A 21186-nucleotide genomic window follows, 5' to 3' on the forward strand; every position below is an offset into this window, starting at 1 on the left:
CGCCGGGGCGCAGATACAGCGCGCGCTCGGTGGTGGCCGGCGGCCAGTCGGCCGCGTTGCGCCAGCCCTGCCCCGTGACGTAGGCGCGGACCCGGCTGGGCCGGTGCGGGCCGGGGGCGCCACCGAGGTGGGTGTCCAGCCAATCCAGTGACTCCCGCAGGCAGGTGCTCAGCCCAGTCGTGAGTATCTGGGTGTGCGTCCACGGGCCCATGGTGAGCGCGACGTCGACGCCCCGGGCCCGCAGGTGCGCGTACTGCTGCAACGTCTGCCTGACGAAGATGTCCTGCCAACCGCCGATCAGCAGGACGGGCACGTCGACGCGGTCCAGCGCGTCGCCGCAGCGCAGCGCGTCCCAGAACGGATCGCTCGGGTCGGTGTGCTCGACCCACGACTCGAACCACGGTGCGCCGGCGCCGAGCAGTGCCCGGGCCGTGTCACCCACCGGCAGCCCGAGCGCCGCCCGCGTCACCCGGTTCCGGTTCTGCAGCTGGCGCAGCGCCGACCGGGCGCGCACCGGGTCCTCCTGATGGGCGACCATGTCGCTCCACCCCAGAAAGTCGTTGATGGCGAACGAGCCGGTGCCCCACACGGACGCGTTGAAATCGTGCGGCCCCACCGTGATGACCGCAGCGGCCAGCTCCGGGGGCGGATCCTGCAGCAGCGCCCACTGGGTGAACCCCAGGTACGACATCCCGATGGTGGCGAACCGGCCGGTGAACCAGGGCTGCTCGCGCAGCCAGGCCACCGTGTCGGCGCCGTCGGCGACCTCGTTGGCCATCGGCTCGAAATCCCCGCCCGAGCCGAATGTGCCCCGGACGCTCTGCAGCACGACGTGGTAGCCCCGCGCCGCGTAGAGCGCGCCGAACAGCAGGGAGAACGGAAACGCGCGCCCGTACGGCCCGCGGACCAGCAGAGTGCCCGCGGCCGGCGCGGTGTTCGGCGCGTAGTGATCGGCCACCAGGTCGACGCCGTCGCGCATGGGCACCCGGACTCGCCGCACGGTGTACTCGGCGGTCGCCGGCGGCAGGCGCAGCAGCCGCCCGGCCGCCTTGGCGCCGAGGTGTCGCACGGTGTGCAGCGTGGGCTGGGCGGCTCGCGTCGAGGTGATACTCACGGTGCCAGGTTAAGGCCCGGCCCGCCTTCAGAACTTGTAGTACGGCGCGAGGTCGTTGGCGCGCTGCAGGTCGGTGGACATGCAGTCCACCTCGGGATTGGAGTAGACCGTCGAGTAGTAGAGCGCCTGCTGCAGCACCCCGTAGCTGGTCTTGAACACGACCATGCAGGAGTAATACCAGTAGCTGTTGTGATACGTCGGCTTGAGCACCCAGTACTGCGCGGCGCGGTGGCCCGCGATGGTGGTCTCCACGGCGTCGGGCGGCAGCGTCTCCTCGTAGGTGCGCCAGATGATGGGCTCGACGGCCAGCTGGTAGTTACCCGCGTCGAAGTGGCAGCGCAGGCCGTCTTCGTGCTCGGGCGGGGTGAAGGCCAACCCGAGCCGCTGCACCGCGTCGAACGGGATGTCCTCGCACGCGTCGAACGGCCGCGGGTCGGTGGTCGCCACGATCGGGCTCTTCATGGTGGTTTCCATCGGCGCCGCGGTCGAGCGCAGTTCCACGCGCCCGGCCCCCGCCGGCCCCGGCGCGGCGCCCTGCCAGCCGACCGAGCCGGCTACGGCCGCGGCGACGAGGGCACCGACCGCCCCGATCAGACGCACCTTGGCGAACACGACACCCCCTGACGGCCCGGCGGCCCTTGCCCGGGAGTGTACAAGTCGCCCCGCCACGGCCACAGACAAACAAGAACACGTTCTAATGCCACGGGCAAGGGCCGGTCCCGGCCGGCCCGCGGCCGCGGGTCATTAGTCTGGTTAATCGTGGCTGGTCAAAACTCGGACAACCAATCGACGAACAGCGGGCAACCGACGCTGTGGGCCGTCTCCGATCTGCACACCGGCCACCTCGGCAACAAGCCGGTCACCGAGTCGCTGCACCCGTCCTCGCCGGACGACTGGCTGATCGTGGCCGGTGACGTCGCCGAACGCACCGACGAGATCCGTTGGGCACTCGACCTGCTGCGCCGCCGCTTCGCCAAGGTGATCTGGGTCCCGGGCAACCACGAGTTGTGGACCACGACGCGCGATCCGGTGCAGATCTTCGGCAAGGCCCGCTACGACTACCTGGTCAACATGTGCGACGAGATGGGCATCGTCACGCCCGAGCATCCCTTTCCGGTGTGGACCGAGCGCGGGGGACCGGCGACCATCGTGCCGATGTTCCTGCTGTACGACTACAGCTTCTTGCCCGAGGGCGCGGCCAGCAAAGCCGAGGGCCTGACCATCGCGCGGGAGCGCAACGTGGTCGCCACCGACGAATTCCTGCTGTCGCCCGAGCCCTACCCCACCCGGGAGGCCTGGTGCCGGGAGCGCCTGGCCACCACCCGCGCCCGTCTCGAGAAACTCGACTGGATGACACCGACCGTCCTGGTGAACCATTTCCCGCTGGTCCGTGACCCCTGCGACGCGTTGTTCTACCCGGAATTCGCGCTGTGGTGCGGAACCACCAAGACCGCCGACTGGCATACCCGCTACAACGCGGTCTGCTCGGTCTACGGTCACCTGCACATTCCCCGCACCACCTGGTACGACGACGTGCGCTTCGAGGAGGTGTCGGTGGGCTACCCGCGGGAGTGGCGGCGCCGCAAGCCGCACCACTGGCTGCGCCAGGTGCTGCCGGATCCGGAGTACGCGCCCGGATACCTCAACGACTTCGGCGGTCACTTCGAGATCACACCCGAGATGCGGCAGCAGGCCGCGCAGTTCCGGGAACGGTTGCGGCAGCGGCAATCACGATGACCGAGGACATGCTGGTTTCCTCGGTGCTGCCGGCATCGGACGGCCTGGCCTACGCGGAGGTGTACACCGATCCGCCCGGCCTCGTGCCGCTGCCCGAAGAGGAGCCGCTGATCGCGAGGTCGGTGGCCAAGCGCCGCAACGAGTTCGTCACCGTGCGGCACTGCGCGCGGGTCGCGCTGGGCGAGCTCGGCCTGCCGCCGGTGCCGATCCTCAAGGGCGACAAGGGCGAACCGTGCTGGCCCGACGGCGTGGTGGGCAGTCTCACCCATTGCACGGGCTATCGCGGTGCGGTCGTGGGTCGTGCCGAAGCGGTGCGCTCGGTGGGCATCGACGCCGAACCCCACGACGTGTTGCCCGACGGTGTACTGAACGCGATCAGCCTGCCGGAGGAGCGGCACGAGATGGCCACGCTGCCCGAGGGCCTGCACTGGGATCGAATCCTGTTCTGCGCCAAGGAAGCAACGTACAAGGCGTGGTTCCCGTTGACCAAGCGCTGGCTGGGTTTCGAGGACGCCCACATCGTGCTCGACCTCGACCCGCCCGACGGGGGCACCTCCGGGGTCTTCGTGTCCAAGATCCTGATCGACGGGCGGGCGCTCGACGGCCCGCCGCTGACCGCGCTGAGGGGCCGGTGGTCGGTGGAGCGGGGGCTGGTGCTGACCGCCATCGTGCTATGACCTCCAGCAGCGGCCCGGGGATCGGTCCGGGACTAGTCCTCGTCGACAAGCCGGCCGGGATGACCAGCCACGACGTGGTCGGGCGCTGCCGGCGCATCTTCTCCACCCGCAGGGTGGGACACGCGGGAACGCTGGACCCGATGGCCACCGGCCTGCTGGTGATCGGCATCGACCGCGCCACCAAGATCCTGGGCCTGTTGACGGCGGCATCCAAGTCCTACGCCGCCACCGTCCGGCTCGGCCAGACGACGTCCACCGAGGACGCCGAAGGCGAAGTGCTGCACAGCGTTTCGGCCGCGCACCTGGCTCGGGAGGCGATCGACGCCGCGGTCGCGGGCCTGCGCGGCGACATCGAGCAGGTGCCGTCGGCGGTCAGCGCCATCAAGGTGGACGGCCGCCGCGCCTACCGGCTGGTGCGCGAGGGCCAGGCCGTCGAACTCGCGGCCCGGCCGGTGCGCATCGACCGGTTCGAGGTGCTCGACGTCCGGCCCGCCGGTGAGTTCGTCGACGTGGACGTGGAGGTGGACTGCTCGTCGGGGACCTACGTTCGCGCGCTGGCCCGCGACGTCGGGGTGGCGCTGGGGGTGGGCGGGCACCTGAGGGCGTTGCGGCGCACCCGCGTCGGTCGTTTCACGCTGGACCAGGCCCGCTCGCTCGACGACCTGGCCGAGCGGCCCGGCCTGTCGCTGACGCTGGACGAGGCGTGCCTGCTGAACTTTGCGCGCCGCGACCTGACCGCCGAGGAGGTCGACGCGGTGGCCAACGGGCGGCCGCTTGTCCCGGCCGGCATCCAGGGCGTTTACGCCGCCTGCGACGCTGACGGGCGGGTCATCGCGCTGCTGCGCGACGAGGGCGCGCGCACCAGGTCGGTGGTCGTGATCCGCCCGGCGACGCTCGAGGAATAGGCTGACCCGAAATCGGTACCGTCGGAAAGGGGACAACGATGTCCAACAAGGTTTACGTCGTCGGCGTCGGCATGACGAAATTCGAGAAGCCGGGCCGCCGCGAGGGCTGGGACTACCCCGACATGGCGCGCGAGTCCGGAACCAACGCGCTGGCCGACGCCGGCATCGACTACCGCGAGGTGCAGCAGGGCTACGTCGGCTACGTCGCCGGCGATTCGACGTCCGGGCAGCGGGCGCTCTACGAGCTGGGCATGACCGGCATTCCGATCGTCAACGTCAACAACAACTGCTCGACCGGCTCGACCGCGCTCTTCCTGGCGGCCCAGGCCATCCGCGGCGGGCTGGTCGACTGCGCCCTCGCGCTCGGCTTCGAGAAGATGCAGCCCGGCTCGCTGGGCGGGGGAGCCCAGGACCGCGAATCGCCGATGGGCAAGCACGTCAAGGCGATGGCCGAGATCGACGAGTTCGCGATGCCCGTCGCGCCGTGGATGTTCGGCGCCGCCGGCCGCGAGCACATGAGGCAATACGGCAGCACCGCGGAGCATTTCGCCAAGATCGGCTACAAGAACCACAAGCACTCCGTCAACAACCCGTTCGCGCAGTTCCAGGACTCCTACACGCTGGAGGACATCCTGGCCGCACGGATGATCTCCGACCCACTCACCAAGCTGCAGTGCTCGCCGACGTCCGACGGTTCCGGCGCGGCGATCCTGGCCTCAGAGGGCTTCGTCGACAGCCACGGGTTGGCCGCCCAGGCGGTGGAGATCGTCGGTCAGGCCATGACCACCGATTTCGAGTCCACCTTCGACGGAAGCGCCAAGAACCTGATCGGCTACGACATGAATGTCCAAGCGGCGCAACAGGTTTACCAGCAGTCCGGGTTGGGGCCCGAAGACTTCCAGGTGATCGAGCTGCACGACTGCTTCTCGGCCAACGAGCTGCTGCTCTACGAGGCGCTGGGCCTGTGCGCCCCGGGCGAGGCGCCCAAGCTGATCGACAACGGCGACACCACCTACGGCGGGCGGTGGGTGGTCAATCCGTCCGGCGGGCTGATCTCCAAGGGCCACCCGCTGGGTGCGACGGGCCTGGCGCAGTGCGCCGAGCTGACGTGGCAGCTGCGGGGCACCGCCGACAAGCGGCAGGTCGACAACGTCAGCGCCGCACTGCAACACAACATCGGGCTGGGTGGCGCGGCCGTCGTCACCGCCTACCAGCGCGCCGAGCGCTAGCGGCGCCGGCCCCTGGGCTAGCCCACCACCCAGATCGCCCGGGCGGCCGGGCTGCCCAGGTCGACCGTCGTCTCCACTCCGTCGCCGGATGCGATCGCCACCGAGATCATGCCGGCGAACTCCCGACGGGTCAGGACCCGCAGCCGCGAGTCGAGGTTGATGCCGACATCGGCGAAATAGCGCAGCATCTCCGGGTCGGCGTCGGAGATGCGGGCCACGGTTCCGGTGTCCCCGTCGTCGCACGCCCACAGCTGCCGCGCCGGCGGGGTGGGCACCTGCCCGTCCGAGGCCGGGATCGGGTCCCCGTGGGGGTCGCGCTGCGGGAACCCCAGCTTGGCGTCGATGCGGGCCACCAGCCGATCCGACACCGCGTGTTCGAGCACCTCGGCCTCGTCGTGCACCTCGTCCCAGCCGTAACCGAGCTCGTTCACCAGGAAGGTCTCCAGCAGCCGGTGCCGGCGCACCATCGCCAGCGCCGCCCGCCGGCCCGCCTCGGTCAGGGTCACGGCCCCGTATTTCTCGTGGTCGACCAGGCCCTGCTCGGCGAGCTTGCGGATGGACTCCGAGGCCGTACTGGCCGATACCCCGATCTTCTCGGCGAGCATCTTGGTGCTGACCTTTTGCGGCGCGTCCTTGGGGGACCACTCCTGGGCGTTCCAGATCACCTTGAGGTAGTCCTGGCCGACCGCGGTGATGCCGCCACGCTCTTCGTCAGCCCTCACAACGATCCTCACAACGATCCTCACAGCGACCCTCACCAGGACCCCTCACAACGACAAAGTTTAGGCAACCCAGGCCTGATCGTGTGCTCCTCGACACCCTCGTGGTGGCGGATCTCCCGGCCGACGGCGGGTGGCCGTAGGCTTGCCCTCGTGCAGCGGTGGCGCGGCCAAGACGAGATTCCCACGGACTGGGGCAGATGCGTGCTCACCATCGGCGTATTCGATGGCGTGCACCGGGGCCATGCCGAACTGATCGCGCATGCGGTCAAGGCCGGGCGCGCGCGCAACGTGCCGACCGTGCTGATGACCTTCGACCCGCACCCGATGGAAGTGGTCTACCCGGGCAGCCATCCGGCGCAGCTGACGACGCTGACGCGGCGCGCCGAGCTGGTCGAGGAGATGGGCATCGACGTCTTCCTGGTGATGCCGTTCACCAGCGACTTCATGAAGCTGACGCCCGAGCGCTACGTCCACGAGCTGCTGGTGGAACACCTGCACGTGGTGGAGGTGGTGGTGGGGGAGAACTTCACCTTCGGCAAGAAGGCGGCCGGCAACGTCGAGACGCTGCGGCGCGCCGGGGAGCGCTTCGGGTTCGCGGTCGAGTCCATGTCGCTGCTGTCCGAGCATCACAGCAACGAGACGGTGACGTTTTCGTCCACCTACATCCGGTCCTGCGTGGACGCCGGCGACGTGGTGACGGCCATGGAGGCGCTGGGCCGCCCGCACCGCGTCGAGGGGGTCGTCGTCCGGGGCGAGGGGCGGGGCATGGAGCTGGGATTCCCGACCGCCAACGTGGCGCCCCCGATGTATTCGGCGATCCCGGCCGACGGCGTGTATGCCGCGTGGTTCACCCTGCTCGGGCACGGGCCGGTGACCGGCACCGTCGTCCCGGGCGAGCGCTACCAGGCCGCGGTGTCCGTGGGCACCAACCCGACGTTCTCCGGACGCACCCGCACCGTCGAGGCCTTCGTCCTGGACACCACCGCCGACCTCTACGGCCAGTACGTGGCGCTGGACTTCGTCGGCCGCATCCGCGGGCAGACCAAGTTCGATTCGGTGAAGGACCTGATCGACGCGATGGGCAGGGACACCGACCGCGCCCGCGCGATGCTCTCGGCGCGGGACTGACCCGCCGCGCTTTCAGGAGGCCAGCAGGTCGTCGATCTGGTTGATCGCCGACGAGGCGCCCTCGACCACGCCCATGTCCAGCACCTGCTGAAGCGCCTCGGCGGACTCGTAGGTGCTCACATAGGTCGCCCGAGTGCCGCCGCCGTGCTCGGCGAAGGTGTACACGTTCACCGAGACCGGCAGGTCGGGGTTGGGATTGAAGTCCGGGTCGGCGAAGCCGTCGAGGAACGAGAAGCTCGTCGGTTCGTCAACGGCCGTGATCTCCCAGTAGCCGGCGTACTTCTCGCCGTCCGGTCCGGTCATGAAGTAGGTTGTGCGACTGCCGGGCGTGAGGCTGTGGTCGACGACGGTCGCCGGGTGCGCCGGCGGTCCCCACACCTTCTCCAGTTGACGCGGGTCGGCGTAGACCTGCCAGATCCGTTGCACCGGAGCGGCGAAGTCCGCGGTGATGGTCAGCGTCAGGTTCTCCAGATCGTGCTGGACGTCGGTGACGGGCATGGTTCAGTCCTCCCTGGTCGGGTTGGTGGTGGAATCGGTCGAGTCGGATGCGATGAGTTCGTCGACGCGCGCGATGTGACCGCGCCAGAGCAGTTCCAGCTCGGTCAGCAGCGAAGCGACCGACCGCACGGCCGTCACGTCCCCCCTGGCCAACTGCTCGCGACCGCTGCGTCGCTTGGTTATCAGGCCGGCCTTCTCGAGCACGGCGACGTGCTTCTGCACCGCCGCAAAGCTCATGTCGTATTTCAGTGCGAGCGCGGACACCGAATGTTCCCCGGCCAGCGTCCGGCGCATGATGTCGCGCCGGGTCCGGTCGGCCAGCGCGTGGAACAGGGCATCCACCCGGTCCTCTTGAGCTACGGCCACGCCCCAAACCTACAACCAAATGGTTGTAGGTTGTCAAGGGGTGACCACCGGCCTGTGATTTCGGCCGACGTCACCGCCGCTGATAGACTCGCCCACCGAGTACGGCGTGTGCTGCAGTCCGCGGTGGCCACGCCCGACGTATTTATCGCGGCACCGATTGATGGAGATGTTTTCGTGGCGCTGACCGCCGAGCAGAAAAAAGAAATCCTGGGCACCTACGGCCTGCATGACACCGACACCGGTTCCCCGGAGGCGCAGGTCGCGCTGCTGACCAAGCGGATCGCCGACCTGACCGAGCACCTCAAGGTGCACAAGCACGATCACCACTCGCGGCGGGGTCTGCTCCTGCTGGTCGGTCGGCGGCGCCGGCTGCTCAAGTACGTCGCCCAGATCGACGTGGAGCGGTACCGCTCGCTGGTCGAGCGCCTGGGTCTGCGCCGCTGACGCTCGGAAACCGCCAATTGGTGTAGCCCTGCCGGCGGGCTGAGTTCGCCATGTAGAGTGGGAGCGTTCTGGGCCGATTCGGCCCGAGCAAACGGTGCGGTCACGCAGATCCGCGTGTGCCGTTCCAGCGTGTCACTGCGCACGTCACATGGGAGCAGCCCGGTCTGCATCGGGCGGTCTTCGGTAGTGGCTGCCGGGCTCTCCGGATCTGGGGCAGGTCGGCCGCTTCGATCGATGGCCGTAGCCGCATTCAGACTCTTTCCTCTCCTAAGGAAGCTCTCGGGTTACCTGCGCGTGACCACGCGAAACAGCTGAATACCCAGAGAGGCCGTACGGACACCCATGTCTGTCGCTGAAATTGAAGAAGGCGTGTTCGAGTCAACCGCCGTTATCGACAACGGGAGCCTCGGCACCCGCACCATCCGTTTCGAGACCGGCCGGCTGGCCCAGCAGGCCGCCGGCGCCGTCGTCGCGTACCTCGACGACGAGAACATGCTGCTGTCGGCGACCACCGCCAGCAAGAGCCCCAAGGAGCACTTCGACTTCTTCCCGCTCACCGTCGACGTCGAGGAGCGCATGTACGCCGCGGGCCGCATCCCCGGTTCGTTCTTCCGTCGCGAGGGCCGGCCCTCCACCGACGCGATCCTGACCTGCCGGCTGATCGACCGCCCGCTGCGGCCGTCGTTCGTCAACGGGCTGCGCAACGAGATCCAGGTCGTGGTGACGATCCTGAGCCTGGACCCCAACGACCTGTACGACGTGCTGGCGATCAACGCCGCCTCGGCCTCCACCCAGCTGGCCGGCCTGCCGTTCTCCGGTCCCGTCGGGGGCGTGCGGGTGGCGCTGATCGACGGCACCTGGGTCGCCTTCCCCACGGTCGAGCAGCTCGAACGGGCCGTGTTCGACATGGTGGTGGCCGGCCGCATCGTCGGCGAGCATGACGGCAAGCCGGACGTCGCGATCATGATGGTCGAGGCCGAGGCCACCGAGAACGTCATCGAGCTCGTCGAGGGCGGCGCCCAGTCGCCGACCGAGACCGTCGTGGCCGAGGGCCTGGAGGCCGCCAAGCCGTTCATCGCCACGCTGTGCGCCGCACAGCAGGAGCTGGCCGACGCCGCCGCCAAACCCACCGGGGACTACCCGACGTTCCCCGACTACGGCGACGACGTCTACTACTCGGTGGCCTCGGTGGCCACCGACGAGCTGGCCAAGGCGCTGACCATCGGCGGCAAGGCCGAGCGCGACGCGCGCACCGACGAGCTGAAAGCGGAAGTGCTGGCGCGCCTCACCGGGGCCTCTGCGACCTACGAGGGCCGCGAAAAGGAGGTCAGCGCCGCGTTCCGCTCGCTGACCAAGAAGCTGGTGCGCCAGCGCATCCTGACCGACCACTTCCGCATCGACGGCCGCGGCATCACCGACATCCGCGCGCTGTCGGCCGAGGTCGCCGTGGTGCCGCGGGCGCACGGCAGCGCGCTGTTCGAGCGCGGCGAGACCCAGATCCTGGGCGTGACCACGCTGGACATGGTCAAGATGGCCCAGCAGATCGACTCGCTGGGGCCCGAGACCACCAAGCGCTACATGCACCACTACAACTTCCCGCCGTATTCGACCGGTGAAACCGGCCGGGTCGGCTCGCCCAAGCGGCGCGAGATCGGGCACGGCGCGCTCGCCGAGCGCGCCCTGATCCCGGTGCTGCCCAGCGTCGAGGAGTTCCCCTACGCCATCCGCCAGGTGTCCGAAGCGCTGGGCTCCAACGGCTCGACGTCGATGGGATCGGTGTGCGCGTCCACGCTCGCCCTGCTCAACGCCGGGGTGCCGCTCAAGGCGCCGGTCGCCGGCATCGCGATGGGCCTGGTGTCCGACGACGTCGAGGTGGACGGCAAGACCGAGCGTCGCTTCGTCACCCTGACCGACATCCTGGGCGCCGAGGACGCGTTCGGCGACATGGACTTCAAGTGCGCCGGCACCAAGGACTACGTCACCGCGCTGCAGCTGGACACCAAGCTCGACGGCATCCCGTCCCAGGTCCTCGCGGGTGCCCTGGCGCAGGCCAAGGACGCGCGCCTGACCATCCTCGAGGTGATGGCCGAGGCCATCGACTCACCCGACGAAATGAGCCCCTACGCGCCGCGGGTGACCACCATCAAGGTCCCGGTGGACAAGATCGGCGAGGTCATCGGGCCCAAGGGCAAGGTGATCAACGCCATCACCGAGGAGACCGGCGCGCAGATCTCCATCGAGGACGACGGCACCGTGTTCGTCGGCGCCACCGACGGCCCCTCGGCCCAGGCGGCGATCGACCGGATCAACGCCATCGCCAACCCGCAGCTGCCGACCGTGGGCGAGCGGTTCCTCGGCACCGTGGTCAAGACCACCGATTTCGGCGCCTTCGTGTCGTTGCTGCCGGGACGTGACGGCCTGGTGCACATCTCCAAGCTCGGCAGGGGCAAGCGCATCGCGAAGGTCGAGGACGTCGTCAACGTCGGCGACAAACTGCGGGTCGAGATCGCCGACATCGACAAGCGCGGCAAGATCTCCCTCGTCCTGGTCGAGGAAGACTCCGCGGCCCCGGCCGACGCCGGGGCTCCTCAGGAGGCCGCGCCAGCCGATGCCGCGACAGCCAGCAGCTGATCGCGCCGCGGCCCTGCGCCGCGGCACGCAGACGCTTGAGGTCGAATCGTCGACCACGCTGCGCCGCAGCACGCTTCCGGGTGGTCTTCGGGTCGTCACCGAGTACCTGCCGTCGGTGCGTTCGGCGTCCGTCGGCGTCTGGGTGGGCGTCGGATCGCGCGACGAGGGTGCCACCGTGGCGGGGGCGGCGCACTTCCTCGAGCATCTGCTGTTCAAGTCGACGCCCACCCGAAGCGCCGTGGACATCGCGCAGGCGATGGACGCCGTCGGCGGGGAGCTGAACGCCTTCACGGCCAAGGAGCACACCTGCTACTACGCGCACGTGCTGGACAGCGACCTGGAGCTGGCCGTCGACCTGGTGTCCGACGTGGTGCTCAACGGCCGGTGCGCCGCCGAGGACGTCGAGCTGGAGCGCGACGTGGTGCTCGAAGAGATCGCGATGCGTGACGACGATCCCGAGGACGCGCTGGGGGACATGTTCCTGGGCGCGATGTTCGGCGACCACCCGGTGGGCCGGCCGGTGATCGGCACCGCGCAGTCGGTGTCGTCGATGACCCGGACCCAGCTGCACTCGTTTCACGTGCGCCGCTACACGCCGGAACGCATGGTGGTCGCGGTGGCCGGCAACGTCGACCACGACGAGGTCGTCGCGCTGGTGCGTGCGCACTTCGGGCCGCACCTGGTCCGCGGGCGCCGGCCCATCGCGCCGCGCAAGGGTGCCGGACGGGTGACCGGACGGCCCAGTTTGCTGCTGGGCAACCGGGACGCCGAGCAGACCCACGTGGCGCTGGGCGTGCGGACCCCGGGGCGTAGCTGGCGGCACCGCTGGGCGCTATCGGTGTTGCACAGCGCACTGGGTGGTGGCCTGAGTTCCCGGCTGTTCCAAGAGGTTCGCGAGTTGCGCGGACTGGCCTATTCGGTCTACTCGACGGTGGACATCTTTGCCGACAGCGGCGCGCTGTCCGTCTACGCCGCCTGCCAGCCCGAGCGGTTCGCCGAGGTGATGCAGGTGACCAACGAGGTCCTCGAGTCGGTGGCCCGCGACGGCATCACCGAGGCGGAGTGCCGCATCGCGAAGGGGTCGTTGCGCGGCGGGCTCGTTCTCGGTTTGGAAGATTCCAGCTCGCGGATGAGCCGTCTGGGCCGCAACGAACTGAACTACGGCGAGCACCGCAGCATCGAGCAGACCCTGCGGAAGATCGACCAGGTGACGGTCGAGGAGGTCAACGCGGTTGCCCGCCGGCTGCTCAACCAGCCCTACGGTGCCGCCGTCCTGGGGCCCTATGCCTCCAAACGGTCACTGCCCCAACAACTTCGGGCGATGGTAAATTAGCTCCGTGGTACTGGGCTTTTGGGACATCATGGTGCCCATCGTGGGTGCACCGATGGCCGGCGGACCGGGCACGCCCGAGCTGGCCGCGGCGGTGTCCAACGCGGGCGGGCTCGGCTTCGTCCCCGGCGGCCACCGCAGCGCGGAACGGTTCGCCGAGGACATCGCCTCCGCGCGCGCGGCCACCACCGGCCCGCTCGGCGTGAACCTGTTCGTCCCCCAGCCCAGCGTCGCCGACTGGATGGCGCTGGACTACTACGCCGAGGAACTCGAGGAGATCGCCGACTACTACCAGGTCGAGGTCGGGCACCCGCAGTACGGCGACGACGACGACTGGGAGAGCAAGCTCGAAGTGGTGGCCGACGTGCGGCCCGAGCTGGTCTCGTTCACCTTCGGGGTGCCGCCGCCCGACGTCATCCGGCGGCTCGGCGCGCTGGGACTGTTGGTGATGGTCACGGTGACGTCGGCCTACGAGGCCGGAGTGGCCGTGGCCGCCGGCGCGGACAGCCTCATCGTCCAGGGCCCGGACGCGGGCGGGCACCGGGGCACGTTCGCGCCCGACATGGAGCCCGGCAACGAATCGCTGCACCAGCTGATCGATCGCATCCGCCATGCGCACGACGTCCCGGTCGTCGCGGCCGGCGGCCTGGGCACCGCCCGCGACGTCACCGCCGTGCTGAACCGGGGCGCGGTCGCCGCGCAGGTCGGCACCGCGCTGTTGCTCAGCGACGAAGCCGGCACCAGTACCGCGCACCGCACCGCCCTGAAGAACCCGGTCTTCGGCACCACCGTTGTCACGCGCGCGTTCTCGGGCCGCTACGCGCGCGGCCTGGAGAACAACTTCACCCGGCTGCTGGACAACGTGGCGCCGCTGGGCTACCCGGAGGTCAACCAGATGACCAGCCCGATCCGGGAGGCGGCGGCCGCCATGGAGGACCCGAACGGGATACCGTTATGGGCCGGAACGTCGTTCAAGGAGGCCCAACCCGGGCCGGCGGCCGACATCATCGCCAGCCTGGTGGAGCGCGACTAGGCGAGCAGGCCCGCCGGATCGGTGAACGGCAGACCCAGGTCGGCGGCCACCCGTTGGGACAGCAGCCCGCCGTCGTGCGTCGAAAGGCCTTTGGCCAGAGTGGGATCCGATCGGCATGCCGCGCGCCAGCCGTGGTCGGCCAGTTCGAGCACGTAGGGCATGGTGGCGTTGGTCAGCGCCACGGTCGACGTCTTGGGCACCGCGCTGGGCATGTTGGCCACGCAGTAGAACTGCTTGTCGTACACGGCGAACGTCGGGTCATCGTGCGTGGTCGGCCGGGAATCCGCGAAGCAGCCGCCCTGGTCGATGGAGATGTCCACCAGCACTGCTCCCGGCTTCATCTGCGCCACAAGCGAATTCGGGACTAGTTCCGGCGCCTTGCCGCCCGGCAACAGGACCGCCCCGATCAGCAGGTCGGCGCGCGTGACGGTGCCCTCCAGCTCGTACGCCGACGAGTAGCGCGTGCGCACCTGTCCGCCGAATTCGGCATCGAGCAGGCGCAGCTTGCCGATGTTGACGTCGAGAACCGTCACGTTCGCGCCCATGCCGCCCGCGACCCGGGCGGCGTTGTAGCCGGCCGTGCCCGCGCCGATCACCACGACATCGGCGGGCTTGACGCCCGGGACCCCGCCCATCAGCACGCCGCGTCCGCCGTGGGTGCGCATCAGGTGGTAGGCGCCGACCTGGGCCGACAGCCGGCCGGCGACCTCGCTCATCGGAGCCAGCAACGGCAAGGTACCGTCGGCGGCCTGCACCGTCTCGTAGGCGATCGACGTTGTGCCGGAAGCCAATAGCGCTTCGGTGCAGGTGGCAGAGGCGGCCAGGTGCAGATAGGTGAAGAGCACCTGATCCTGGCGCAGGAGGCCGTATTCGGACTCGATCGGTTCCTTCACCTTGAGCAGCAGGTCGGCCTCGGCCCACACCTGTTCGGCCGAGTCGGCCAAGCGGGCGCCCGCCGCCTTGAACTCGTCGTCGGGGATGGACGACCCGTCCCCGGCGCCGGCCTGCACGAGCACTTCGTGACCGCGGCGGGTCAGTTCCGCGACGCCGGCGGGTGTGATGGCCACCCGGAACTCGTTGACCTTGGTCTCGGTCGGTACGCCGACTCGCATGCTTGCCCCTTGCTTCGAACGGTTCGCACTCAAGTGTGGAGAAAGTTCCGATCGGCCGCAATCAAGCTGAAATCCCCTGCACGCTGGCTATGATCGGCGGATGACCGACCCGTGCGTGACCGCCACCGTGCAGGTCGATGCCCGCCCCGAGGTGGTGTATCGGCTCCTCACCGACCTGTCCACGCTGGCCTCATTTGCCGAGGAGGCGGTGGCGATGGAGTGGCGCAAAGGCGATGCCGCGCGTCCCGGGGCCGTGTTCACCGGTCACAACGAAAGCAGCAAGCGGAGCTGGAGCACCACGTGCACCATCACCGACGCGGAACCGGGTCGCGTCTTCGCGTTCGACGTGCGGCACACCGTCGTCCCGATCGCGCGCTGGCAATATGACATCGTGGCGGCGGACGGCGGTTGCCGGGTCACCGAAAGCACCTGGGACCGCAGGCCTCGCTGGTTCCGCAAGCTCGCCGGCAGGGCCACCGGCGTTCCGGATCGCGTGGCCGCCAACACCGAACACATCCGGCTCACCTTGCAGCGTCTCAAACAGCGCGCCGAGTCCGAGTAGCCGACGGCGGCCAAAGCTAACGCCGGTGCAGCCGATAGCCCAGATGGGCGACTTTGACGCCGGGCAGCGGCTCCCAGTCCAGGGTGCGCCCATCGGCGTGAAAGTCGTTCTTCTCGTAGAAGGTTCGCGCCTGGGTGTTGTGTTCGGCGCACCACAGGACGACGTCTCCCGGCGGGCTTTCCGTCAAGGCCGTGGCTAGCAGGCGCCTCCCGACACCGTGGCGCTGGCAGTCGGCCGCGACGTAGAGCGAATCGAGTTCCACCTGTGCGGGATTCGCGGGGTCGGGGCCGAAGATCGTCATCCCGATTGTGCGCGAACCGGATTCGGCGATCCACATGCTCCAGTGGCAGCGCTGCAGGATACCCGGGTACGCCAGAATGGCCCAGCGCCGCGGCGATCCGAGCAGGTCGAGCGTGGCGTCCGGCAGTACGCCGGCCCAGGACTGCCGCCAGACCGGATAGTGCATCTCGGCGACCCGGGCGAGGTCGGTGCGGCCGGCCCGGCGGATCGCGATGTCGAACGGGATGTCACCGGTCGTCACCCGCGCGATTGCTCCAGGTAGGCGGCCAGCGCGTTGGTCAGGCCCCGCCGCGCCATATCCAGGTCGGCGTACGAGCCGAGCTGGCGTTCGGACACCAGCCCGCGCATCGCGCCGGGGATCAGGGCGGCCACCTCGCGCACCCGCTCGGGGTCGACGTCCAGGCCGGCGAAGGCGTTCTGGCAGGTCTCCAGCCAGCTCTTGCCCCAGGAGAACAGCTCGGCGGCGGTGCGCGGGAACAGGCGCTCGAGCTCGGCGGGGTCGCGGGGGAGCGCCGCCCGCAGGTTCTCGATCGCGCGTGAATCCGGCGACGCCAAGCCGTCGTAAAGGGTGTCGATGATGGCGCCGACCCGCTCGCGCAGGGGCGCGTCGGGTGAGACCGGCGTCGACAGCGTCGAGAAGGTCGCGGCGCGCCGCTCGGCCGTGTGGTGCAGCACCGCCGCCCAGAAGCCGTCGGTGTCGCCGAACTGGTATTGCACGGCGCCCCAGGTGGCGCCGATCTCCTTGGCGATGCGGTTGGCCGACACCGAGCCCGGGTCGCCGGATGCCAACGACTTGAGCGCGGCTTCGAGCATGCTCTCCCGGGTGGCGTTGCCACGCCGGTTGGGGCGCCGGCTCGCGGTTCCGGCCGCGTTGACGTGCCGAGTCATCTGCCGAGCCTATCGCGTGCCGAGCCTATCGCGCCCAAAGTTTCATAGAGGGTACTTTGATTTGACTGAGGTCCCGCCTATCATCTCTTCCAAGGAGGGATCCCGCATGGCTAAGCCGCCGTTGTCGATGAAACCAACCGGCTGGTTCCAGGTCGCCTGGTCCGATGAGATCGGTGTGGGCGACGTGCACACCATGAAGTACTTCGACCAGGAGATGGTCGCCTGGCGGGCCGAGTCCGGCCAGCTCACCGTGATGAACGCCTACTGCGAGCACCTCGGTGCGCACCTGGGTTACGGCGGCACGGTCGTCGGCGAGGTGTTGCAGTGCCCGTTCCACGGGTGGCAGTGGAGCCAGGAGGGTCGCAACGTCTGCATTCCCTACCAGGACCGGCCCAATCGGGGCCGTCGCATCCGCACCTACCCCGTCGCGGAACGCAACGCGTCGGTCTACATCTGGCATGACGTCGAGCGCCGCGAGCCGTACTTCGACGCGCCGGACGTCTTCGCCGCATTTCGCGACGGCAGTAGCGCCGACGACTACTACCCGCAGCAGCGGTTGTACCGGCAGGCCCTGGAGCTGCACCCGCAGTACGTGCTCGAAAACGGCGTCGACTTCGCGCATTTCAAGTTCGTGCACAACACGCCGATCGTGCCCGTGTTCACCCGGCACGACTTCGCCGAGCCGGTGTCGTTCGTCGACTTCACCATCACCTTCGAAGGTGGCGACGGGCAGAAGATCGAGGACGTCAACAGCGGTGTCGAGGCCATCAACGGCGGCCTGGGCATCGCGGTGACCAAGAGCTGGGGGATGGTCGACAACCGCACCATCTCCGCGGTCACCCCGATCGACGAGTTCACCTCCGACGTCCGGTTCATGGTCTACATCGGCCGGACCGCGGGTAAGGACCCCGACCGCGCCGAGCGCAAGGCGGCCGAGTTCGGGCGCGAGGTGATCCGCCAGTTCGAGCAGGACATCGAGATCTGGCGACACCAGCGCTACTCGGACCCGCCGGCGCTGGCCACCGACGAGTACGAGGGCTTCACCGCAATCCGCAAGTGGGCCAAGCAGTTCTATCCCGAGGCATTCGCATCACAGGAAGGCTCAATGCAATGACCAGCGCACCGATCCGCGTGTTCCAGGTGGCCACCGGAAACGTCGGTTCGGAGATGATCAAGCGGATCGCCACCCAGCCCGACCTCGAACTCGTTGGCGTGCATTGCTATTCGCCGGAGAAGGTCGGCAAGGACGCAGGCGAGCTCGCCGGGATCGCTCCCAACGGCGTCAAGGCCACCGGCACCGTCGAGGAGATCATCGCTGCCAAGCCGGACGTGCTCACCTTCCACGGCGTGTTCCCCGACGAGGACCTCTATGTCAAGGTGCTCGAGGCCGGGATCAACATCGTCACCACAGCCGACTGGATCACCGGCTGGCACCGCGACAAGAACCATCCGCACCCGTCGGGCAAGCCGGTGAGCCGGCTACTGGCCGAGGCCTGCGAAAAGGGCGGCGCGACGTTCTACGGGACCGGGATGAACCCGGGCCTGAATCAGATACTGGGCGTGGTGTGTTCGGCCGACGTCGCCGACATCGAGAACGTCACCACGATCGAATCCGTGGACGTGTCGTGTCACCATTCCAGGGACACCTGGATCGAGGTGGGCTACGGCCAGCCGGTCGACGATCCGGAAATCCCGGCCAAGCTGGAGAAGTACACCCGCGTGTTCGCCGACAGCGTGCTGATGATGGCCGACTGCTTCGACCTGACCCTCGACGAGGTGAGGTTCAGCTACGAACTGGGCGCCTGCACCAAGGACGTGGACCTGGGCTGGTACACCCTGCCCAAGGGCTCGCTGGGCGGCAACTACATCAAGTACCAGGGCATGGTAGATGGCGTTCCCCGCGTCGAGACGCACCTGGAGTGGCAGATGACCCCGCACACCGATCCGAGCTGGAACATCAAGGGCTGCTACATCACCCAGATCAAGGGCGACCCGTGCATCTACAACAAGCACATGATCTTCCCCAAGCCCGGCGTTGACCTGTCCAATCCGGACAACTTCGCCTCCATCGGCATGACCGTCACCGGCATGCCCGCGCTGGCCTCGATCAAGTCCGTCGTCGCGGCGCCGCCGGGGCTCGTCACCAGCGCGGACCTGCCGCTGCGCGGGTTCGCCGGCCGGTTCAAGATCTAGCCGGCTGCGGGGGCCGGGAGCCGGCGCCTCGTTAGCGGCGCGAGCACCACCGCGTCGTCATACCGCGTCGTCACACCGCTTGCCCGACCCGTGCGCGCAGAAAGGGAACGACCACGTCGGCGACCCGGTCGGGTTGCTCGAGCCACGCCCAGTGGCCCACACCGGGCAGCCGTTCAACATGTGCGCGGGGAAACACGCGACGCTGGCGTTCGGCCTGTTCGACGGGGATGTAGACGTCCGCGTCGCCGAACACCACCAGTGTGTCGGGATCACGGTCGCGCAGTGGCTCGACGAGCGCGCCCATGTCCTGCGGACGGGTCGAGCGGTAGAGCCGCAGCACGGCCCGCTTGGTCCCGGCGTCGACGAGGTGTCCGGCGATCACGTCGACCCAATGCTCGGGTAGCCCTGGGTTGTCATGGCGGACGACGAATCGCGCGAGGCGAGGGGTGGTGGTCCGCATGAACAGCTCCCCAGCGACGGGCGTGCGCCACACCCGCGCCAGCCGGTGCCACTTGTAGTCCAACAGCACTCCGCTGTTGATCAGCGTGACGCTGGCGACCTGGTGTGGATTGGCGGCGGCCCAGGTCAACGCGAACGGGCCGCCGAAGTCGTGGCCGACCAGGTGCACGCGTTCGATGGCCAGTTGCCCGATCACCCCGCCCAGGTGTGCGCCGTAACTGGCGAGCGTGTAGTCCTGGTCTGACCTCTTGTCCGCTCCACCGAAACCCGGCATGTCGGGCGCGACAACCGCGGCGAACTCGGCGACCGGTTCCATCAGGGGTTGCCAGTCGCGGGCGGCGTCGGGGTTGCCGTGGACGAATACCACCGCCTCGCCGGTGATGCCGGTGCCGCCGATCAGCACCGGCGAGCGCACACCGTTCACCGAAAGCGTGCGAGTCTCGAAATCGGTCATCTGGAGAGCATCCTTCGTTGTCGTGTGCGGCGCCGTATTTCGGCTCACAGGCCGGCGGCGCGCTCCAAGTCCTTCAGCGAGGTGTCGAGGTGGCCGAGCACGCGCCGCAGGTGCGGCACGCTGCGGCGGCATCCCACCAGTCCGAAGTCGACCGTGTCGGCGGTGCTCGACAGCGTGATGTTGAGCGCTTGCCCGTTGATCGCGATCGACATCGGGTAGTTGCTTTCGAGGCGGGCGCCGTTGTAGTACAGCGGCTCTCGCGCACCGGGCACGTTGGAGATGCAGATGTTGAACGGCGGCCGGGTGGCGCCGGTCAGGCCCGGCAGGCCGTGCAGCACGGCCGGACCGAGGAGGAGCATGGACAACGCCGTCGCCTGCGAGCGGGGCAGCTGCGACAGCACGTTCTTGTTCTGGCGCATCGACGAGTGGACGGTGCTCAGGCGTTGAGCGGGGTCGTCGAGGTCGGTCGCGAGGTTGCACAACACCCCGCCGACCACGTTGCCGCCCACCGCATCGCCGTCCCTGCGCAAGCTCACCGGAACCATTGCCACCAAAGGCGCGTCGGGAAGCGCGTCGTAGTCGGTGAGGTAGGCGCGCAGCGCCCCGGCGCACATGGTCAAGACGACGTCGTTGACGCTCACGCCGGCCGCGTTCTTGACCGCCTTGATCCGGTCCATCGGCCACGACTGCGCAGCGCATCGCCGCGCGCCGCCGATGGGAACGTTGAGCATGGTCCGTGGGGCCCGATAGGGCAGCGTCAGCTGTTGTTCCATCAGCGCGGCCCGCGCCAGCCGAAGCGAGGAAGGGCTAAGCGTGGCAACCGATCCCAGCACGCCCCTGAGGCTCGGTCCGCGGGCCGCACGTGGGGGCGCCGGCGGTTCCGGCGACCAGGGCGCACGCGTTTGGGCGCCGTTGCGGTCGGTCGCGTTGGTGGTTAGCGGCCGCTGCAGCAGGGTGAGCCCGGATACCCCGTCCACGAGCGCGTGGTGAATCTTGGTGTAGACGGCGAAGCGCCCGTCCTTGAGGCCGTCGATGAGGTGCGTCTCCCACAGCGGACGGTGCCGGTCCAGCGGATTGCCGTGTAGCCGTGAGGTCAGCTCCAGGAGTTCGCGTAACCGTCCCGGTGCCGGCAGGGCTGATCGCCGCACGTGGTAGGGCAGATCGACGTCGTGATCGTACGACCAGCCGACGTTGCTGAGTGCCCCGTGAAACGCCATGGGGCGCTTGCGGAATATCGGCGACACGTCCGTGCTTTGCAGCATCGCCTCGTGTATGTCCTGGACGAAATCGGGCCCGGCGTCCGCGGGAGGGGTGAACAGCTGAAGCGCGCCGACGTGCAGCGGGTGTTCACGCGACTCGGCCGACAAGAACAGCGATTCCAGCGGTGACATCAGTTCCATGGTG

General features: G+C 68.8%; 22 protein-coding genes. 12 read left to right on the top strand and 10 right to left on the bottom strand.

Annotated features, from left to right (window positions below):
• On the bottom strand, positions 1-1114 hold a 1114-nt coding region (locus A5713_RS24055), incomplete at its 3' end, for a CocE/NonD family hydrolase (RefSeq protein ID WP_156752010.1).
• Between the two features lie 27 nt (positions 1115-1141).
• Positions 1142-1726 (bottom strand): DUF3558 domain-containing protein, encoded by a 585-nt coding sequence (locus tag A5713_RS24060; protein WP_068098681.1) that lies wholly within the window; start codon positions 1724-1726, stop codon positions 1142-1144.
• 147 nt (positions 1727-1873) lie between these two features.
• Here A5713_RS24060 and A5713_RS24065 point away from each other — a divergent pair, with 147 nt between their 5' ends.
• The 4 genes from A5713_RS24065 to A5713_RS24080 are packed head-to-tail and all read left to right on the top strand — an operon-like array spanning position 1874 to position 5662.
• Complete coding sequence (locus A5713_RS24065) at positions 1874-2851, top strand: metallophosphoesterase (protein ID WP_068098683.1); 978 nt, start codon at positions 1874-1876, stop codon at positions 2849-2851.
• Complete coding sequence (locus A5713_RS24070) at positions 2848-3528, top strand: 4'-phosphopantetheinyl transferase (RefSeq protein ID WP_068098685.1); 681 nt, start codon at positions 2848-2850, stop codon at positions 3526-3528. Before A5713_RS24065 ends, A5713_RS24070 begins: the two co-directional genes overlap by 4 nt.
• The gene (truB, locus tag A5713_RS24075) at positions 3525-4433 is read left to right on the top strand and encodes a tRNA pseudouridine(55) synthase TruB (protein WP_068098687.1); all 909 of its coding nucleotides are present in this window, start codon (positions 3525-3527) and stop codon (positions 4431-4433) included. The genes A5713_RS24070 and truB overlap by 4 nt, the downstream gene beginning before the upstream one ends.
• A 38-nt stretch (positions 4434-4471) precedes the next feature.
• Complete coding sequence (locus A5713_RS24080; RefSeq protein ID WP_068098690.1) at positions 4472-5662, top strand: lipid-transfer protein; 1191 nt, start codon at positions 4472-4474, stop codon at positions 5660-5662.
• A gap of 17 nt (positions 5663-5679) precedes the next feature.
• On the opposite strand, the gene mntR is transcribed toward A5713_RS24080, so the two are convergent.
• Positions 5680-6384, bottom strand: coding sequence for a manganese-binding transcriptional regulator MntR (mntR, locus tag A5713_RS24085; RefSeq protein WP_068098692.1), 705 nt, complete (start codon positions 6382-6384; stop codon positions 5680-5682).
• Positions 6385-6534: 150 nt separating this feature from the next.
• Between mntR and A5713_RS24090 the strand changes: the two genes are divergently transcribed.
• Complete coding sequence (locus A5713_RS24090; protein WP_067923402.1) at positions 6535-7512, top strand: bifunctional riboflavin kinase/FAD synthetase; 978 nt, start codon at positions 6535-6537, stop codon at positions 7510-7512.
• A 12-nt stretch (positions 7513-7524) separates the two neighbouring features.
• Here A5713_RS24090 and A5713_RS24095 read toward each other — a convergent pair whose 3' ends face one another.
• Positions 7525-8010, bottom strand: a complete 486-nt coding sequence (locus tag A5713_RS24095; RefSeq protein ID WP_068098694.1) for an SRPBCC domain-containing protein — start codon at positions 8008-8010, stop codon at positions 7525-7527.
• Between the two features lie 3 nt (positions 8011-8013).
• A complete protein-coding gene (locus A5713_RS24100) occupies positions 8014-8376 on the bottom strand; it encodes a helix-turn-helix transcriptional regulator (protein WP_067923408.1) in 363 nt (120 codons plus the stop codon).
• A 174-nt stretch (positions 8377-8550) separates the two neighbouring features.
• Here A5713_RS24100 and rpsO point away from each other — a divergent pair, with 174 nt between their 5' ends.
• The 4 genes from rpsO (at position 8551) to A5713_RS24120 (ending at position 13814) form a co-directional block, all read left to right on the top strand.
• A complete protein-coding gene (gene rpsO, locus A5713_RS24105; RefSeq protein WP_003878661.1) occupies positions 8551-8820 on the top strand; it encodes a 30S ribosomal protein S15 in 270 nt (89 codons plus the stop codon).
• A gap of 342 nt (positions 8821-9162) precedes the next feature.
• Positions 9163-11451: a polyribonucleotide nucleotidyltransferase gene (locus A5713_RS24110; protein WP_068098696.1), complete on the top strand. Its 2289-nt coding sequence runs from the start codon at positions 9163-9165 to the stop codon at positions 11449-11451.
• The gene (locus tag A5713_RS24115) at positions 11429-12784 is read left to right on the top strand and encodes a pitrilysin family protein (protein WP_067920143.1); all 1356 of its coding nucleotides are present in this window, start codon (positions 11429-11431) and stop codon (positions 12782-12784) included. The genes A5713_RS24110 and A5713_RS24115 overlap by 23 nt, the downstream gene beginning before the upstream one ends.
• 4 nt (positions 12785-12788) lie before the next feature.
• A complete protein-coding gene (locus tag A5713_RS24120; protein WP_067920141.1) occupies positions 12789-13814 on the top strand; it encodes a nitronate monooxygenase in 1026 nt (341 codons plus the stop codon).
• On the opposite strand, the gene ald is transcribed toward A5713_RS24120, so the two are convergent.
• Entirely contained in the window at positions 13811-14926 is a 1116-nt protein-coding gene (gene ald / locus A5713_RS24125) for an alanine dehydrogenase (protein WP_067920139.1), read from the bottom strand. The two genes, A5713_RS24120 and ald, sit on opposite strands and share 4 nt — an antisense overlap.
• Before the next feature lie 100 nt (positions 14927-15026).
• Between ald and A5713_RS24130 the strand changes: the two genes are divergently transcribed.
• Positions 15027-15488 (top strand): SRPBCC family protein, encoded by a 462-nt coding sequence (locus A5713_RS24130; protein WP_068098698.1) that lies wholly within the window; start codon positions 15027-15029, stop codon positions 15486-15488.
• A 16-nt stretch (positions 15489-15504) separates the two neighbouring features.
• Here the strand turns inward: A5713_RS24130 and A5713_RS24135 are convergent, their stop codons facing one another.
• Positions 15505-16029 (bottom strand): GNAT family N-acetyltransferase, encoded by a 525-nt coding sequence (locus A5713_RS24135; RefSeq protein WP_068098700.1) that lies wholly within the window; start codon positions 16027-16029, stop codon positions 15505-15507.
• A complete protein-coding gene (locus A5713_RS24140) occupies positions 16026-16676 on the bottom strand; it encodes a TetR/AcrR family transcriptional regulator (protein ID WP_068098702.1) in 651 nt (216 codons plus the stop codon). Before A5713_RS24140 ends, A5713_RS24135 begins: the two co-directional genes overlap by 4 nt.
• Before the next feature lie 106 nt (positions 16677-16782).
• Between A5713_RS24140 and A5713_RS24145 the strand changes: the two genes are divergently transcribed.
• Both A5713_RS24145 and A5713_RS24150 read left to right on the top strand, forming a co-directional pair.
• On the top strand, positions 16783-17790 hold the full coding sequence (locus tag A5713_RS24145) for a Rieske 2Fe-2S domain-containing protein (protein WP_068098703.1): 1008 nt from the start codon (positions 16783-16785) through the stop codon (positions 17788-17790).
• Positions 17787-18869 (top strand): dihydrodipicolinate reductase, encoded by a 1083-nt coding sequence (locus A5713_RS24150; protein ID WP_068098705.1) that lies wholly within the window; start codon positions 17787-17789, stop codon positions 18867-18869. The genes A5713_RS24145 and A5713_RS24150 overlap by 4 nt, the downstream gene beginning before the upstream one ends.
• A gap of 70 nt (positions 18870-18939) precedes the next feature.
• On the opposite strand, the gene A5713_RS24155 is transcribed toward A5713_RS24150, so the two are convergent.
• The gene (locus A5713_RS24155; protein WP_068098707.1) at positions 18940-19782 is read right to left on the bottom strand and encodes an alpha/beta fold hydrolase; all 843 of its coding nucleotides are present in this window, start codon (positions 19780-19782) and stop codon (positions 18940-18942) included.
• 44 nt (positions 19783-19826) lie between these two features.
• A complete protein-coding gene (locus A5713_RS24160; RefSeq protein WP_068098708.1) occupies positions 19827-21182 on the bottom strand; it encodes a wax ester/triacylglycerol synthase family O-acyltransferase in 1356 nt (451 codons plus the stop codon).
• Positions 21183-21186 lie beyond the last annotated feature (4 nt).

Origin of the sequence: Mycobacterium sp. E2497, from assembly GCF_001668695.1 — a bacterium.
Classification (GTDB): Bacteria; Actinomycetota; Actinomycetes; order Mycobacteriales; family Mycobacteriaceae; genus Mycobacterium.

What these genes read in the sequence shown, in the direction of transcription:
- A5713_RS24160 (WP_068098708.1), bottom strand. Translation starts at nt 21,182, where the DNA reads ATGGAACTGATGTCACCGCTGGAATCGCTGTTCTTGTCGGCCGAGTCG.
- A5713_RS24130 (WP_068098698.1), top strand. Translation starts at nt 15,027, where the DNA reads ATGACCGACCCGTGCGTGACCGCCACCGTGCAGGTCGATGCCCGCCCC.
- A5713_RS24145 (WP_068098703.1), top strand. Translation starts at nt 16,783, where the DNA reads ATGGCTAAGCCGCCGTTGTCGATGAAACCAACCGGCTGGTTCCAGGTC.
- A5713_RS24140 (WP_068098702.1), bottom strand. Translation starts at nt 16,676, where the DNA reads ATGACTCGGCACGTCAACGCGGCCGGAACCGCGAGCCGGCGCCCCAAC.
- A5713_RS24155 (WP_068098707.1), bottom strand. Translation starts at nt 19,782, where the DNA reads ATGACCGATTTCGAGACTCGCACGCTTTCGGTGAACGGTGTGCGCTCG.
- truB (WP_068098687.1), top strand. Translation starts at nt 3,525, where the DNA reads ATGACCTCCAGCAGCGGCCCGGGGATCGGTCCGGGACTAGTCCTCGTC.
- A5713_RS24110 (WP_068098696.1), top strand. Translation starts at nt 9,163, where the DNA reads ATGTCTGTCGCTGAAATTGAAGAAGGCGTGTTCGAGTCAACCGCCGTT.
- ald (WP_067920139.1), bottom strand. Translation starts at nt 14,926, where the DNA reads ATGCGAGTCGGCGTACCGACCGAGACCAAGGTCAACGAGTTCCGGGTG.
- A5713_RS24070 (WP_068098685.1), top strand. Translation starts at nt 2,848, where the DNA reads ATGACCGAGGACATGCTGGTTTCCTCGGTGCTGCCGGCATCGGACGGC.
- A5713_RS24150 (WP_068098705.1), top strand. Translation starts at nt 17,787, where the DNA reads ATGACCAGCGCACCGATCCGCGTGTTCCAGGTGGCCACCGGAAACGTC.
- A5713_RS24080 (WP_068098690.1), top strand. Translation starts at nt 4,472, where the DNA reads ATGTCCAACAAGGTTTACGTCGTCGGCGTCGGCATGACGAAATTCGAG.
- A5713_RS24095 (WP_068098694.1), bottom strand. Translation starts at nt 8,010, where the DNA reads ATGCCCGTCACCGACGTCCAGCACGATCTGGAGAACCTGACGCTGACC.
- A5713_RS24115 (WP_067920143.1), top strand. Translation starts at nt 11,429, where the DNA reads ATGCCGCGACAGCCAGCAGCTGATCGCGCCGCGGCCCTGCGCCGCGGC.